This is a genomic window from Oceanobacillus sp. CFH 90083 (assembly GCF_009389585.1).
GTDB lineage: Bacteria > Bacillota > Bacilli > Bacillales > Amphibacillaceae > Oceanobacillus.
In genome coordinates this window covers 218928-233760 of the sequence record NZ_VIYG01000005.1, presented here as the reverse complement: position 1 = coordinate 233760, position 14833 = coordinate 218928, and the positions used below count along the sequence as shown (strand labels likewise).

Below are 14833 nucleotides of genomic sequence, written 5' to 3'. Positions count from 1 at the left end.
TTATCCAGGAGGTTTTGAAAGGCGGTGACAACAATCACTTCGATAGACTCATCTTTATATTTAAGTAATCAGCCAAAAGAAAGAGCCCCTTCTACGGAACTGGGAAAAGACGAATTTTTAAAATTATTGGTTGCGCAAATGCAAAACCAAAATCCGATGAATACCATGGATGAATCAGAATTTATTGCACAAATGGCAAGTTTTTCTTCCTTGGAGCAAATGATGAATATGTCCAAATCAATGGAGCTCCTGGTGAATAATCAGCTTGTCTCACCAGCTATTCAATATAGTCATATGATTGGAGAGACAGTGAGCTATAGAACATTTGATGATGAAACAGGAAGAGAAACAGGCACTGAAACCAGTAAAGTTGTGTCTGTATCGCAGCAGGAAGGATGGGCTGTTCTCCATCTGGAGAATGGTGAAAAAATCTATGCTGATACAGTAATTGAAGTAGGGATTAAAGGAGAAGCAGCAGATAACGATTCAGAAAATGAAGCAACAGACCCTTCTGAAAATGAGGAAGGAGAAGAATAATGGTACGTCCAATTCAACCAATCGTCCCAGCTATATCTAAAGAGCAATATATTCAGCAAACAAGTACAGAAAAAGGGAAATCATCCTTTAAAGATATTTTAAATCAACAGCAGTCACTGATTATCAGCAAGCATGCAGCAGACCGCATGAAACAGCGTAATATTCAGTTTACCAATCAAGAATGGCAGTCGATTCAGGAAAAAGTGACAGAGGCTAAGCAAAAGGGTGTTACGGAGGCATTAGTTGTTGCCAGCGGGAATGCAATGGTAGTAAGCGTGAAAAATAATACAGTTATTACTGCTTTACATCAGACCGAAGCAGACAATAAAGTGTTTACAAATATTGATGGAACAATTTTATTATAATTTCAAACAGGCTGGACCCTTTTAAGGGAAGCCTATAGCCGTGGAATGACAGAAGCGGTCAAATAAAAAGGAAAAAGGGGAAAAAATCATGTTACGTTCAATGTATGCAGGTATTTCAGGAATGAAAAATTCACAAACAAAACTGGATGTTATCGGGAATAATATTGCTAACGTTAATACAACAGGCTATAAAAAAGCAAATATCACTTTTCAGGATATGTTAAGTCAGACAACATCAAACGCACAAGGTGCAGGAAATGGTCGTGGTGGAATAAATGCTTCTCAAGTTGGTCTTGGATCGCAGCAAGGAGCGATTTCAAACATTCATACCGCAGGCTTTACGCAAACTACAAATAATCCATTAGATTTTGCAATAAAAGGTGATGGGATGTTTGTTGTACAAGGAGAGAATAATACAAATTATTATACACGTGCTGGTAACTTTTTCTTAGATGATAATGGAGATATCGTAAATTCTAATGGATATTACTTACAGGGTGAAAATGGTAATATTAATATTCCAGGAGAGGCTCAGAGCTTTGGTGTGCAGCCAGATGGAACGGTTACTTATATTGATGCTGATGGTGAAGCGCAAGAAGCAGGACGGATTGTATTAGCGAAGTTTTCTAATCCGGGTGGTTTAGAAAAGGTTGGGAACAGCTTATACGCAAATACAGATAATGCTGGTTTTGTTGCTGCGGATGTTCCAGGAGAAAATGGAACTGGAGAAATCATTGGCGGTATGTTAGAAATGTCCAACGTTGACTTATCCGAAGAATTCACCGAAATGATTACAGCGCAGCGTTCATTCCAGGCGAATACAAGAATCATTACAACATCTGATGAAATTTTACAAGAGCTTGTTAATCTAAAACGATAAGCAAGGGAGGGAAGGGGCTGACCGGCATGTAATTTATGCAGGCTGGCTCCGGTAACTTATGATCCGACTGACCCGATTAAATAACGAATCTTTTGTACTTAATGCTATCATGATTGAGCAGGTCCAGGCTCATGCAGATACGAGTGTTTCTTTATTAAATGGGAAAAAGGTATTTGTCAAAGAAAGTGAAGAAGAAATTATTGAAAAGGTAACAGCCTTTTATCACCAGATTGGATTTCCCGTACTCCCATTAAAGGCAGGTGAGAAAAATGAGTAAAATTCTAAAAATAGCTGTCACATCTATCATTACCTTACTTGTTGGAGCTGTAGCAGCATTTATTGTTGTCATCTATATCAATGAACCGGAAGAAACATCTGGAGAACAAACGATTGATGACATGATCAGTCACTCCTTTGAAACAGCAGAGGTGACAACAGATATAAAGGATAACAGGTACGTTCAGGTACAATTTCAAGTCATTACAGATGATGATAAAGCAATGGAAGAGCTGGAAAAACGAGATTTTCAGATTACTAATTTATTAATTAAAGAATTGGCTGTCATGGAAGTTGATGATTTTCAAACAGGTCTTGATGAGCTGGAGGATACACTGAAGACAAATTTAAATGAGATGATGACAGAAGGAACGGTTACCGAAGTATACACCATTAAGAAGATACTTCAATAGGTTGAATCGTGCCAGGAGTAGGAGGTGACCAATTTTTATGGATGAGGTATTATCACAAAATGAAATAGATGCCTTGCTTTCAGCGATAACATCAGGAGAAATGGATGCAGAAGAGTTGAAAAAGGAAGAAGATGAAAAACGTATACGCGTTTATGATTTTAAGAGAGCATTACGTTTTTCAAAAGATCAGATACGCAGTATTTCAAGACTTCATGAGAATTATGCGAGATTGCTGACAACTTTTTTTGCTACACAGCTCAGGACATATGTGAATATTAATGTTACCTCTGTTGATCAAGTACCTTATGAGGAATTTATCCGGTCTGTACCGAAACCGACAGTACTTAACATTTATAGCTTAGAGCCGCTGGATGGCAATTTAATCATGGAAGTCAATCCTAATGTTGCATTTGCATTATTAGAGCGGCTGCTTGGCGGGAAAGGTTCTACTGGTTCAAAAACAAGCAGTCTGACCGAAATTGAAAAGATTTTGCTTACACAATTGTTTGAGAAGGCAGAAGTAAATTTAAAAGAAGCTTGGTCATCTGTTGCGGATATTGAACCTGTATTGGAAGAATTTGAAGAGAATCCCCAATTCATACAAATCGTTGCACCGACGGAAACTGTCGTTGTTGTTTCTTTATCAGCAATGATTGGAGAAGTTTCCGGTATGATTAATATATGTATTCCACACATTATTTTAGAGCCAATCATACCAAAGCTCTCTGCAAGCTATTGGATGCAGACGAATAAAAATAAAGATGAAAAAAGTATACAAAGAATGTCGAAGTATCTTCAAAATACAGATGTAGAAGTAAAAACCATTCTGGGAGAAGCATCTATTAATATTGATGAATTTTTGAAGTTTTCTGTTGGTGATGTGATTGCATTGGATCAATCGATTGACTCACCATTAAAGATGGCTGTAAACGATGAATTTAAGTTTCTTGTACAGCCGGGGAAGTATCGGCATAAGATGTCTGTGCAAGTATTAGGGGAATTGAATGGGGTGATGGAAAATGATGAATGACGGCAAGCTGTCGCAAGAAGAAATAGATGCTCTGCTTAAGGTGCCTGAGGGTAACGAGGGTGATGATCAGCAGGAGCATACAGAAGACAAAGCGTTTTTAACGAATATAGAAAAGGATGCTTTAGGAGAAATTGGTAATATTTCCTTTGGAAGCTCTGCTACCACGTTGTCTACACTTTTAAATCAAAAGGTGGAAATAACAACACCAGCTGTCACGACAATTGGAAAAGAGGAATTGGAAGAGGAAGTTACCTTTAAACCTGTCAGTGTTCAAGTTAATTACATAGAGGGCTTTACTGGCAATAATGTTTTTTTCATTAAAGCAGAGGATGCAGCAGTGATTGCAGATATTATGCTTGGCGGTGATGGAACGAACCCGGACGAGGAGCTGAACGAAATGCATCTCAGTGCAGTTCAGGAAGCCATGAATCAGATGATGGGTGCAGCTGCTACAAGTATGTCCACTGTATTTAATAAGAAAATAGATATTTCCCCTCCTGAGATTCTTCACGGACTTGGAAATGAGAAAAAAGAAGGTTTGTTCAAAGAAGAGGTTTATGTCAAAGTATTTTTCAGGTTAATGGTCGGTGATTTAATAGATTCCAATATGGTACAGCTTGTCCCGTTAGATTTTGCTAAAGAGTTAGTACAGCAATTAATGAATCCGGCTGGCGCAGAAGAGCAGTCCTCTGCCCAGGAGAAACCAGAAACAGCAGAAAGTCAGGCTGCTGCAAGTGTAAATACAGATCCCGGCGTTACTTCAGCACTGGTATCTGAAGATAAACAACCCGAACAGGAACGACCTGTCAGTCAGGCTGCTGGCAATACAAGAACAACAAATCAAAAAAATGATGATATATTAGGCAGAACAAGCTCGCAAGCAGCCGATGTACAGGAAGCCGCATTTTCAGATTTTGAACAGGCTCCGTTGAATCACCAAGGACAACGGAATTTGGATATGTTAATGGATATTCCTTTAAGAGTTACTGTGGAGCTGGGGAGAACAAAGCAGTCTATTAAGGAGATTTTAGAGCTGGGAGCAGGATCTATTATTGAATTAGACAAGCTGGCTGGAGAACCTGTAGATATTCTTGTAAATGAAAAATTGGTTGCTGAAGGAGAAGTTGTTGTTATTGACGAAAATTTTGGTGTCCGCGTAACAGATATTGTCAGTCAATCTGATCGAATTCAGCATTTAAGAAAATAGATTTGTATAATGATGTATATTGGAGGAGAGAAAAAATGAGTAAAAAGATTTTAATAGTAGATGATGCAGCATTCATGCGAATGATGATTAAGGATATTTTAACAAAAAATGATTTGGAAGTCGTTGGGGAAGCACAGGACGGCAATGAAGCTGTTGAAAAATATAAAGAGCTTCAGCCTGATTTGGTGACAATGGATATTACAATGCCGGAAAAAGATGGATTAGCAGCTTTAAAAGAAATTCTCCAGGTTAATCCAGATGCAAAGGTCATTATGTGTTCAGCTATGGGCCAGCAGGCAATGGTTATTGATGCTATTCAGGCAGGAGCAAAGGATTTTATTGTTAAACCATTCCAGGCGGATCGTGTTATCGAAGCGATTCAAAAAGCACTCGGCTAAGTAATCTGCCATTTAAAAAGTGAGTTGACGAGTTTGAAGAAGCAATTATGGCGCTTATACGTGTTGGGGGCAGGAATACTACTCTTTTTGCTGCTCCCAATCAGTGCAGGTGCAGAAGCAAATGTGTTAGACTGCCTTGAAAATAATGAGGAGTGTAACGAAGAAGAAGTAAATATAGAGAATGAACAGCCGGATGTAAATGATCAAGATACCATTCTGAATAACGATAGTGGTTTTTTGGTGGAGGATGATTCTTCCAGTTCATCCATAGGCTGGCAAATTATTCGCTTAATTGTTGGTTTGGCTTTGGTACTGGGTTTAGTTTATATTGTATTGAAGTTTTTAGGTAAACGAAATGGATTTAACCAGCAGCCGGGTCTCCTCCGTAATATAGGTGGAGTATCTGTTGGAGCGAATAAGTCGGTTCAAATTATCCGTGCAGGAAACAAGTATTATCTTATTGGCGTTGGAGATAATGTGGAGCTGTTACAGGAAATCGATGATCCTGAGACAATTGATCAGCTGCTGAACCAATCGGCAGAGAAGGATACAGATGCTTTATCAATCTTTTCAAAAGAAAAAAAGGATAAGGAAGGGAAATCATCTGAGGAGTCTTTTCATCAATTGCTGGCTAAGGAGCTGAAATCGATTCGTAAAAATCGCCGAGAACTTATTAATAAGCATAAGGACAATGTAAATGAATGAATTTATAGATATATTTTCAGGCTCTGATCCAACAAATATAGCAACGTCTGTGAAGCTATTGTTATTATTAACGATTTTTTCCTTAGCTCCAGGAATTTTAATCTTAATGACGAGCTTTACACGGATTATTATTGTTTTGTCGTTTGTACGGACATCATTAGCAACGCAGCAGATGCCTCCGAATCAGGTATTAATTGGTATTGCTCTGTTTATGACCTTCTTTATCATGGCTCCAACCTTTTCAGAAGTCTATGAACAAGGTATATCTCCACTCTTTGATGAGGAGATTACGTTGGATGAGGCTTATGAAAATGCAAGTGTTCCATTAAAAGAATTTATGGCACAGCATACCAGACAAAAGGATTTGCAGCTGTTTCTGCGTTATACAGAGGCAGAGCCGCCGGAAACAGTGCAGGATATTCCATTAACTACCTTAGTTCCCGCTTTTGCGATCAGTGAATTAAAAACGGCATTTCAGATGGGCTTTATGATTTTTATTCCGTTTTTAATTATTGATATGGCCGTTGCAAGTATATTGATGTCCATGGGGATGATGATGCTGCCACCGGTAATGATTTCATTGCCATTTAAAATATTATTATTTGTGTTGGTGGATGGCTGGTATTTGATTACGCAGTCACTACTCGGTGGTTTTTAGAAGGAAGGAGTAGAATCAATGAGTAGTGAATTAGTATTAACCCTGGCGGAACAGGGGATCTTTACCATTTTATTAATAACCGTTCCATTATTGCTGCTAGCTTTGGCAGTCGGTTTACTTGTAAGTATTTTTCAGGCAACAACCCAAATTCAAGAGCAAACATTAGCATTTATTCCTAAAATCCTGGCGGTGTTCCTTGGTCTTGTCTTCTTTGGACCATGGATGCTGACCACCATTGTTGAATTTACTTCCAATCTATATATGAATATCAACCAATACATAGGGTAGCTCTGATGATTGAGATGATAAATTGGAACCTTGTTCCTGCGTTTATACTGATCTTTGTCCGGATTCTGGCGTTCTTTGTTATTATGCCTCTATTCTCTTATCGGTCTGTTCCGATACAATTTAAAATAGGAATCAGTTTTTTTCTGACAATTATTCTAATATCTACAGTTGATATTAGTAATGTTGTGCTGAATGATTTATATTTATTCCTGCTGTTTAAAGAAGCACTGATTGGGATTTGTATTGGGCTCATTGCCTTTATCCTGGTTTCAGCTATTCAGGTTGCCGGAGGATTTATTGATTTTCAAATGGGATTTGCTATTGCTAATGTTGTAGACCCGCAAACTGGTGCACAAAGTCCGCTGACAGGACAATATTTTTATATTATTGCCTTGTTATTTCTGTTATCGGTTGACGGGCATCATATGATTTTAAATGGAATGATGAACAGCTTCACGTATATTCCACTGGATCAGTTCATTCCATTTGGCGAGGAGAGCATTGTAGAACATGTGCTGACTACTTTTAATACGATGTTTCTCATTGCTTTTCAAATAGCTATTCCGATTGTCGGCTGTTTATTTTTAGTGGATGTAGCTTTAGGAATTGTGGCGCGCACCGTTCCACAGATGAATGTATTTGTAGTTGGCTTACCAATTAAAATCCTGGTTAGCTTTGCAGCAATTCTTGTCTTTTTAGCACTGTATATTGGTTTATTGCAGTCGGTTTTTGAGGCAATGTATCGCGTGATGGAGCAGTTAATGGCTTTATTTGGAGGTGTTTAATGTGGAACTGGCATTAGACTTACAATTTTTTGCGGGTGAAAAAACAGAAAAAGCTACTCCAAAGAAAAGGCAGGATGAACGCAGAAAAGGACGTGTTGCCAAGAGTCAGGATATCAATACAGCAATTCTTCTACTGGGCTGTTTCATTGGCTTATTTGTTTTTGGAAGCTATATCCTCACATTTATGACAGGTTTTTATGAAAAATCCTTTACGGAATACATTCATTGGGACGTAACAAATCATTCGATACAAACGATGTTTAATGATTCATCCCTTCAAGCTATACTGATGGTTGCCCCGATTATGCTGATTGCTGTTATTTCTGGTTTAGCAGCAAATCTGCTTCAGGTTAAATTTTTATTTTCAACAGAACCGTTGAAGTTTGATTTAAAAAAAATAGATCCGATTAAAGGAGCTAAGCGTATCTTTTCCATTCGTGCATTAGTGGAATTTCTGAAATCTTTATTAAAAATTACTTTGGTTGGTGCAGTAACCTTTACAGTTATTTGGATCTATAAAGATGATATGCTGATGACAGCATTTTTAGATGCAGAAGGTGCTCTCGGATTCTTTGCACAAGTTACAACAATAATGGCATTTTCTGCTGTTGCTTTATTAATTTTTTTAGGTGTCCTTGATTATATGTATCAAAAGTATGATTTTGAGAAAAACATTCGTATGTCCAAGCAGGACATTAAAGATGAATATAAAAATGTAGAAGGAGACCCATTAATTAAGTCAAAAATGAAAGAAAAACAAAGACAAATTGCAACCAGAAGAATGATGAGTGAAGTTCCGGGGGCGGATGTAATTATTACAAACCCGACACATTATGCCATTGCCATTAAATATGATGAAGCAAAAGCAGAAGCGCCGTTTATTATTGCGAAAGGTACGGACAATATTGCACAGCGCATCAAAGAAATTGCAAAAGAACATCATGTACAAATGGTAGAGAATCGTTCTCTGGCAAGAGCGTTGTACGCGGCAGCAGAAATCGGTGAAGTTATTCCGGAAGAATACTTTCAGCCTGTTGCGGAGGTTCTTGCATATGTTTATCAAATGGAGAAAAAAGCGTAAGAAGTTAGGAGAGAATGGAAATGAAGTTCCGGGATATTGCTGTTCTCATAGGCGTTATACTGGTCATTATTATGCTGGTTATCCCTTTGCCTGGAGGACTTTTAAGTTTTCTTATATTAATTAATATAATACTTTCATTAGTTGTTATTTTAGTAGCTATGAATACAACGGAGCCGTTACAATTTTCGGTGTTTCCAACGTTGATTTTGCTTTTGACATTATTTCGGTTAGCTTTAAGTGTATCCACAACCCGGGCCATTCTCTCTGAAGGTGATGCAGGAGGAGTTGTAGAAACGTTTGGCTCCTTTGTAATTGGAAACAATCCTTTAGTCGGATTTGTTGTATTTATTATTTTAGTTATTATTAATTTTATTGTTATAACAAAAGGTGCAGAGCGTGTATCAGAAGTTGCTGCCAGATTCTCCCTCGATGGGATGCCTGGAAAGCAGATGAGTGTCGATGCGGATTTAAATGCTGGATTGATTACGGAAACACAGGCAAAAGAGCGCCGGGAAAAAATTGAAAATGAAGCGGACTTTCACGGTTCCATGGACGGAGCAAGTAAATTTGTAAAAGGAGATGCCATCGCCCAAATAGTTATTGTTCTAATTAATATTCTTTTTGGGATGATTATTGGTATTGCACAAATGGGCTTATCTCTGTCGGAGTCTGTTGAATTGTTTACCCGCCTGACTGTAGGGGATGGTCTCGTCAGTCAAATTCCTGCATTGCTTATTTCTACTGCTACGGGAATTGTTGTTACAAGGTCTGTCAGAGGAAGTAATTTGAGTTCAGATGTAACTAATCAGCTTTTTCAATTCCCAAAACTTTTATATATTGCAGCAGGAACCATTTTCCTGCTTGGCCTGACACCAATAAACTTTTTCTTAACCTCTTTTCTGGCAGTCTTTTTAGCCTTTAGCGGTTATTGGATGGAAAAGCGGAGCATGGAGCCGGAAGAGATTACGGAGGAAGTGGAAGAAGAAACCGAATCGACCGCACTCAAGCAGCAGGAAAATGTGGTCAGCCTCTTAAATATGGACCCTATCGAATTTGAATTTGGTTATGGGTTAATTCCTTTAGCTGATACCTCCCAGGGAGGTGATCTGCTAGACAGAGTCATTATGATACGGAGACAGCTGGCGATTGAATTAGGGCTGGTGATACCTGTTGTACGAATCCGGGATAATATTCAACTGCAGCCAAATGAATATCAGTTGAAGATAAAAGGAGATAAGGTTGCTGGCGGTGAATTGATGCTTGATCATTATTTAGCAATGGCTCCTGATTTTCTAGAGGATGATATGGAGGGTATTGAAACAAAAGAGCCTGCATTTGGTCTGCCTGCAAAATGGATCAGTGAGAATGTAAAAGACGAAGCAGAGTTATCCGGCTATACGGTAGTTGACCCTCCTTCTGTTGTTTCAACCCACCTGACAGAGGTGATTAAAAAACATGCATTTGAACTCTTGGGAAGAGAAGAAACGAAACAGCTTATTGATCATTTAAAAGAAACGAATCCAATTTTAGTGGAAGAAGTAACACCAGAGCCGTTATCCGTTGGAGATGTTCAAAAAGTATTAGCGAAGCTTTTGAGAGAAGGTGTTTCTATTCGCAATCTGCCGGTGATTTTTGAAACATTAGCTGATTTTGCCAGAATGACAAATGATACGGATGTTTTAGGAGAGTATGTCAGACAGGGATTAGCATCACAAATTACGAAAAGCTATGTCAAAGATGATAACTCATTAAAAGTAATTACGATTTCCGGGAAAATTGAAAAAGCAATTGCTGATCATATTCAGCAGACAGAACACGGTAATTATTTAGCGTTAGATCCAGATCAGCAGCAAGCAATTATCCAGGCCATTCATAAAGAAGCTGAAAAGGTATCCTTGCAGGAAGAAACAACCATTATTATCTGTTCTCCTGCGGTACGGATGTATTTGAAGCAATTGTTAGACAGGTTCTTACCTCAGGTCGTTGTATTGTCTTATAATGAATTAGAACCGACTGTCGAGGTACAAAGTGTTGGGGTGGTGAATATCGCATGAAAATAAAAAAATATAAAGCTCCGTCGATGCCGGAAGTGATGAAGCAAGTAAGGAAAGATTTTGGCACAGATGCAGTAATTTTACAATCCAGACAAACGAAATCAGGCGGTATATTAGGGCTTTTTAAAAAGAACTATATTGAGGTTGTGGCCGGCTATGATCCAGAACCGGTCAAGCCTGCTAAAAAAGCACCTATCCCAAAAGAAGCCCCTGCCCGTAAAGAAGCGGTTATTCAGCAAGCTGATGCCCCGGTTTCCAAGGAAATGGAGCAGATTTATAAATTGTTAGAAGCACAAAGCAGACAGATGCAGCTTCAATTGACGCCGAATGAGCAGCTGATGTATGACCGCTTAATCCGGCAGGAGGTTCTGCCGGATATTGCTTTAACTATCGTGCAGGAAGCAAACAAGCAGGCTTCCGGCGAGGCTGACAAGATAGATGCATTGAAGCAAGCGGTTTATAAGAACATAGAACAGCGTCTGGAAGGATTGCGATTAGATTTTACGTATTATCACAAAATCATTCAGTTTGTCGGTCCCACTGGTGTGGGAAAGACGACAACGATTGCCAAAATTGCAGCGCGAATGCAACTGACAGAAAATAAAAGAATTGCATTTATTACGTTGGACACATACCGGATAGCGGCTGTTGAACAATTGAAAACATATGCAAAAATCCTTCATATTCCTGTAAAGGTGGCATATAACAAACGGGAATATCATCAGTATATGGAACAGTTACAGGATTATGATGTGATTTTAGTAGATACAGCTGGCAGAAATTATCGGGATGAAGCTTATTTAAAGGATTTAGCTGACTGGATTAACCCAAATGATGTAACAAACTACCTCGTGTTATCGATGACGGCAAAGCCAAAAGATTTTCTGGATATTTACGGGAAATTTGATGCAATTGGTATACACGGTCTTATTTTGACAAAGCTGGATGAAACGGAGCAATATGGAAATATTTTAAATGCTGTATTCCATTACCCTGACATTCGGATCGGCTATATGACAAACGGTCAGGGCGTTCCTGAAGATATGCTTAACCCGACAGTAAAACAGCTGATGCATTGTATTACAGGTGATGGCCAATGAGTTATGACCAGGCTGAAAAGCTCCGAAACCAGCTTTCCTCTGAAAGGACGGCAAAAACAATTGCAGTGTGCAGTGGTAAGGGCGGTGTTGGAAAATCAAACTTTACGGTTAACTTTTCTATTAAACTTGCACAGGAAAATCATAAAATTTTAGTATTTGATTTAGATGTTGGGATGGGAAATATTGATTTACTTCTTGGTATGCAGACAGAGTTTTCTATTGCCGATGTATTAAATAATCGTATCTCTATTCGTGACGCTATTGTAAAAAGTCCTTATGGCATTGATTATATTCCCGGCGGTTCCGGACTTCATAGCTTTTTAGAAATGGACGAGCATAAAGAAGCTATTTTTTATCAGGGGTTAGAGAAGCTGTTAAGAGAATATGATTATATTTTGCTTGATATGGGAGCCGGTGTGACAGAGACAGCACTATTTTTTATTTTAGCAGCTGATGAATGCTTTGTCGTGACAACACCTGAACCAACTTCCATTACAGATGCATACAGTATGGTCAAGCACATCTTATCCAATCGGGCAGATATGCCAATCTATACTATTTTAAACCGTGTAAGGAATCAAATAGATGGCAGCAATATACTTGATAATTTTCATACCGTTATCCACCGCTTCTTAGATGGAAAAGCACAAGCCTTAGGTTTTATTCCGGAGGATGCTAATGTGATGAAGGCTGTGATGCATCAGAAACCGTATACGATGTTATATCCAAAAACCAAGGCCTCCAAAGCGATCGATTTGATCCTGCAGGCCTATGTAAATCAAACAAAGATATTGATACGTAAACCGGGCAGTTTCATAGAACGGATAAAACACTTTATGAAGGGGTGAAGATAATGACTCTAATTAATGTACTTGTCGTAGATGATTCTGCGTTTATGCGAAAAATGATTTCTGAAATCTTAATGGAGGACGGCAGGTTTCATGTAGCTGGAACTGCCGTACATGGCGAAGACGGTGTGAATAAAGTGAAGAAGCTGCATCCAGATGTCGTGACAATGGATGTACAGATGCCAAAACTTGATGGACTGGGGGCTCTAAAGCAGATTATGGATGAATGTCCGGTCCCGGTAGTTATGCTTTCCAGTGAAACAAGAAAAGGTGCTGATTATACCATTCAGGCTATCTCAACAGGAGCCGTTGACTTTATAACAAAACCATCCGGAGCTATTTCATTAGATATAAAAAAGGTAGAAAAAGAAATATGTGACAAAGTATACACAGCAGCTACAGTTAAAGTACATAAAAAAATAAATAAAGCAGAGGAGCATGTGCCAATAGAGCGGATTCGGCAGCCGCTGACAATGCCTGAAAAGCCTTCTCTCTCATCCAAAAAGCTAATTGCAATCGGAACCTCTACCGGGGGACCGAGAGCGCTGCAGAAAGTGATTACCGCTTTACCGAAAAATCTCCCAGTTCCCGTTGTGGTTGTTCAGCATATGCCAAGCGGGTTTACAGCATCACTGGCAGAACGGTTAAACCAAATCAGTCAGGTGGCTGTAAAAGAAGCAGAGCATGGGGAGCTGATGCGGAAGGGAACGGTCTACATTGCACCGGGCGGCTACCATATGGAAGTGAAAAGCAGCGGTATGGCATTACTTATTTCGCTGAACCAACAGCCGTTGGATAACGGACATCGTCCATCGGTAAATATGTTATTCCGCTCGTTATGCAGCCTGAAGAATTATCAGATTGTAACATGTGTTTTAACAGGGATGGGGAATGACGGAACACAAGGCTTAAAAGAGCTGAAAAAGGCAAACGCTCATGTATTATCACTTGCAGAAACAGAAGACACCGCAATTGTTTATGGAATGCCAAAGTCTGTTATTAATGAAGGTTTAGCTGATTACCAAGTACCTTTAAATCAAATGGCTAGCCAACTGAGCAATCTTGTCAAATAAAATGGAAGGGATAGATTTGAATGAAACAAGAACAGTTAACTCCAGAAAAACTGGAAAAAACAATCATTTTTGATTTGAATGGCAGTGAGTATGGTTTGCCGGTGAATTTTGTAGAGTCAATTGAGACATCCTTGCCAATCACCCGTGTTCCGCATGAGAAAAGCTACATTAAAGGTGTTATTAATCTGAGAGGAAAGATTATTCCTGTCATTGATTTAAGAACCCGGCTGGAAGAAGAACAGGAGCACAGCAATGAAGAAGACCAAATTATTATTACTAGAATTGATGAGACACAGGTAGGATTAATTATTGACAGTGCAAATGATGTTTTAGATATCCCGGTCAGCCTTTTGGAAAATCCGCCGGAAACAATAGGCACTGTCAAAAAAGAATATATTCATTCGATGGTTCATCTTGATAATCGGCTGATTGTTTTATTAGATATTTATAAATTATTAAATCTAGAAGAAATAAAGTCACAAGAAGCGGATGATCAATAATGGATGTTTTTCAATTAACGAGCTTTCAGAAGGATATTTTAAAAGAGATAGGTAATATTGGCGCTGGAAATGCAGCAACGTCCCTATCACAGCTGCTCGGGTCTAAAATAGATATGATGGTTCCTAATGTGGAGATTGCCGATTTTAATGAAGTGATTGATTTAGTTGGTGGACCAGAACAGCCAATTGTCGGATTGATGTTTCAAGTAGAAGGTGAGATAACGGGTGTTATGGCCATTGTTGTTGATGTTGAAGAGGCCGAGTACTTCGTACAGAAGCTGACCCATAATAAGGACTTTCAATTATCTGAACAAACAAATGGAGCAGAATTAGAAATTGCTATGTCTGCATTAAGTGAAATCGGGAATATATTAACAGGATCGTATCTTTCAGCCCTTTCTGATTTTACAGGAATGAATTTGCAGCCTTCTATCCCTCATCTGGGAATAGATATGGCAGGTGCTATTATGACAGTAGGTCTATTAGAGATTTCTCAAGTAACAGACTATTGCATCATTATTGACACGGAAATAAGGCAAGAGGAACAAGGTCATGAACAGATTCGGGGTAATTTCTTATTTATTCCTGATCCAGAATCTTTTCAAAAGCTTTTTGCCAAATTGGGATGGAATTAA

19 protein-coding genes are annotated in these 14833 nt (G+C 38.8%); all 19 read left to right on the top strand.

What is annotated here, in order from left to right; translation table 11 throughout:
* Window positions 1-24 precede the first annotated feature (24 nt).
* The 19 genes from flgD to FLK20_RS09765 all read left to right on the top strand — a co-directional run bounded on the left by flgD (window position 25) and on the right by FLK20_RS09765 (window position 14833).
* Window positions 25-537 (top strand): flagellar hook assembly protein FlgD, encoded by a 513-nt coding sequence (flgD, locus tag FLK20_RS09855; protein WP_370453182.1) that lies wholly within the window; start codon window positions 25-27, stop codon window positions 535-537.
* The gene (locus tag FLK20_RS09850; protein ID WP_152656391.1) at window positions 537-902 is read left to right on the top strand and encodes a TIGR02530 family flagellar biosynthesis protein; all 366 of its coding nucleotides are present in this window, start codon (window positions 537-539) and stop codon (window positions 900-902) included. Before flgD ends, FLK20_RS09850 begins: the two co-directional genes overlap by 1 nt.
* An 88-nt stretch (window positions 903-990) precedes the next feature.
* Entirely contained in the window at window positions 991-1782 is a 792-nt protein-coding gene (flgG, locus tag FLK20_RS09845) for a flagellar basal body rod protein FlgG (RefSeq protein WP_152656390.1), read from the top strand.
* 58 nt (window positions 1783-1840) lie between these two features.
* The gene (locus FLK20_RS09840; RefSeq protein ID WP_152656389.1) at window positions 1841-2059 is read left to right on the top strand and encodes a flagellar FlbD family protein; all 219 of its coding nucleotides are present in this window, start codon (window positions 1841-1843) and stop codon (window positions 2057-2059) included.
* Window positions 2052-2471 (top strand): flagellar basal body-associated protein FliL, encoded by a 420-nt coding sequence (gene fliL, locus FLK20_RS09835; protein ID WP_152656388.1) that lies wholly within the window; start codon window positions 2052-2054, stop codon window positions 2469-2471. Before FLK20_RS09840 ends, fliL begins: the two co-directional genes overlap by 8 nt.
* A gap of 37 nt (window positions 2472-2508) precedes the next feature.
* Complete coding sequence (gene fliM / locus FLK20_RS09830; RefSeq protein WP_152656387.1) at window positions 2509-3501, top strand: flagellar motor switch protein FliM; 993 nt, start codon at window positions 2509-2511, stop codon at window positions 3499-3501.
* The gene (gene fliY / locus FLK20_RS09825; protein WP_152656386.1) at window positions 3491-4708 is read left to right on the top strand and encodes a flagellar motor switch phosphatase FliY; all 1218 of its coding nucleotides are present in this window, start codon (window positions 3491-3493) and stop codon (window positions 4706-4708) included. Before fliM ends, fliY begins: the two co-directional genes overlap by 11 nt.
* 35 nt (window positions 4709-4743) lie before the next feature.
* Window positions 4744-5106, top strand: a complete 363-nt coding sequence (locus tag FLK20_RS09820; RefSeq protein WP_152656385.1) for a response regulator — start codon at window positions 4744-4746, stop codon at window positions 5104-5106.
* Between the two features lie 33 nt (window positions 5107-5139).
* On the top strand, window positions 5140-5811 hold the full coding sequence (locus FLK20_RS09815) for a flagellar biosynthetic protein FliO (RefSeq protein ID WP_194165593.1): 672 nt from the start codon (window positions 5140-5142) through the stop codon (window positions 5809-5811).
* Entirely contained in the window at window positions 5804-6469 is a 666-nt protein-coding gene (fliP, locus tag FLK20_RS09810; RefSeq protein ID WP_152656383.1) for a flagellar type III secretion system pore protein FliP, read from the top strand. The genes FLK20_RS09815 and fliP overlap by 8 nt, the downstream gene beginning before the upstream one ends.
* An 18-nt stretch (window positions 6470-6487) precedes the next feature.
* Window positions 6488-6757: a flagellar biosynthesis protein FliQ gene (fliQ, locus tag FLK20_RS09805; protein WP_152656382.1), complete on the top strand. Its 270-nt coding sequence runs from the start codon at window positions 6488-6490 to the stop codon at window positions 6755-6757.
* A gap of 5 nt (window positions 6758-6762) precedes the next feature.
* Window positions 6763-7542, top strand: a complete 780-nt coding sequence (gene fliR, locus FLK20_RS09800; protein ID WP_152656381.1) for a flagellar biosynthetic protein FliR — start codon at window positions 6763-6765, stop codon at window positions 7540-7542.
* 1 nt (window position 7543) lies between these two features.
* Window positions 7544-8623, top strand: a complete 1080-nt coding sequence (gene flhB / locus FLK20_RS09795; RefSeq protein WP_152656380.1) for a flagellar biosynthesis protein FlhB — start codon at window positions 7544-7546, stop codon at window positions 8621-8623.
* 20 nt (window positions 8624-8643) lie between these two features.
* Complete coding sequence (gene flhA / locus FLK20_RS09790) at window positions 8644-10677, top strand: flagellar biosynthesis protein FlhA (protein ID WP_152656379.1); 2034 nt, start codon at window positions 8644-8646, stop codon at window positions 10675-10677.
* Window positions 10674-11777 (top strand): flagellar biosynthesis GTPase FlhF, encoded by a 1104-nt coding sequence (gene flhF / locus FLK20_RS09785; protein WP_152656378.1) that lies wholly within the window; start codon window positions 10674-10676, stop codon window positions 11775-11777. The genes flhA and flhF overlap by 4 nt, the downstream gene beginning before the upstream one ends.
* Window positions 11774-12625, top strand: coding sequence for a MinD/ParA family protein (locus tag FLK20_RS09780; protein ID WP_152656377.1), 852 nt, complete (start codon window positions 11774-11776; stop codon window positions 12623-12625). The genes flhF and FLK20_RS09780 overlap by 4 nt, the downstream gene beginning before the upstream one ends.
* 5 nt (window positions 12626-12630) lie before the next feature.
* Window positions 12631-13698, top strand: a complete 1068-nt coding sequence (locus FLK20_RS09775; protein WP_152656376.1) for a protein-glutamate methylesterase/protein-glutamine glutaminase — start codon at window positions 12631-12633, stop codon at window positions 13696-13698.
* A gap of 20 nt (window positions 13699-13718) precedes the next feature.
* Window positions 13719-14198: a chemotaxis protein CheW gene (locus FLK20_RS09770; RefSeq protein WP_152656375.1), complete on the top strand. Its 480-nt coding sequence runs from the start codon at window positions 13719-13721 to the stop codon at window positions 14196-14198.
* On the top strand, window positions 14198-14833 hold the full coding sequence (locus FLK20_RS09765) for a chemotaxis protein CheC (RefSeq protein WP_152656374.1): 636 nt from the start codon (window positions 14198-14200) through the stop codon (window positions 14831-14833). Before FLK20_RS09770 ends, FLK20_RS09765 begins: the two co-directional genes overlap by 1 nt.

What these genes read in the sequence shown, in the direction of transcription:
- FLK20_RS09820 (WP_152656385.1), top strand. Translation starts at nt 4,744, where the DNA reads ATGAGTAAAAAGATTTTAATAGTAGATGATGCAGCATTCATGCGAATG.
- FLK20_RS09765 (WP_152656374.1), top strand. Translation starts at nt 14,198, where the DNA reads ATGGATGTTTTTCAATTAACGAGCTTTCAGAAGGATATTTTAAAAGAG.
- flgG (WP_152656390.1), top strand. Translation starts at nt 991, where the DNA reads ATGTTACGTTCAATGTATGCAGGTATTTCAGGAATGAAAAATTCACAA.
- FLK20_RS09780 (WP_152656377.1), top strand. Translation starts at nt 11,774, where the DNA reads ATGAGTTATGACCAGGCTGAAAAGCTCCGAAACCAGCTTTCCTCTGAA.
- fliY (WP_152656386.1), top strand. Translation starts at nt 3,491, where the DNA reads ATGATGAATGACGGCAAGCTGTCGCAAGAAGAAATAGATGCTCTGCTT.
- fliR (WP_152656381.1), top strand. Translation starts at nt 6,763, where the DNA reads ATGATTGAGATGATAAATTGGAACCTTGTTCCTGCGTTTATACTGATC.
- flhA (WP_152656379.1), top strand. Translation starts at nt 8,644, where the DNA reads ATGAAGTTCCGGGATATTGCTGTTCTCATAGGCGTTATACTGGTCATT.
- fliL (WP_152656388.1), top strand. Translation starts at nt 2,052, where the DNA reads ATGAGTAAAATTCTAAAAATAGCTGTCACATCTATCATTACCTTACTT.
- FLK20_RS09850 (WP_152656391.1), top strand. Translation starts at nt 537, where the DNA reads ATGGTACGTCCAATTCAACCAATCGTCCCAGCTATATCTAAAGAGCAA.
- FLK20_RS09775 (WP_152656376.1), top strand. Translation starts at nt 12,631, where the DNA reads ATGACTCTAATTAATGTACTTGTCGTAGATGATTCTGCGTTTATGCGA.
- FLK20_RS09840 (WP_152656389.1), top strand. Translation starts at nt 1,841, where the DNA reads ATGATCCGACTGACCCGATTAAATAACGAATCTTTTGTACTTAATGCT.
- FLK20_RS09770 (WP_152656375.1), top strand. Translation starts at nt 13,719, where the DNA reads ATGAAACAAGAACAGTTAACTCCAGAAAAACTGGAAAAAACAATCATT.
- fliM (WP_152656387.1), top strand. Translation starts at nt 2,509, where the DNA reads ATGGATGAGGTATTATCACAAAATGAAATAGATGCCTTGCTTTCAGCG.
- fliQ (WP_152656382.1), top strand. Translation starts at nt 6,488, where the DNA reads ATGAGTAGTGAATTAGTATTAACCCTGGCGGAACAGGGGATCTTTACC.
- flhF (WP_152656378.1), top strand. Translation starts at nt 10,674, where the DNA reads ATGAAAATAAAAAAATATAAAGCTCCGTCGATGCCGGAAGTGATGAAG.
- fliP (WP_152656383.1), top strand. Translation starts at nt 5,804, where the DNA reads ATGAATGAATTTATAGATATATTTTCAGGCTCTGATCCAACAAATATA.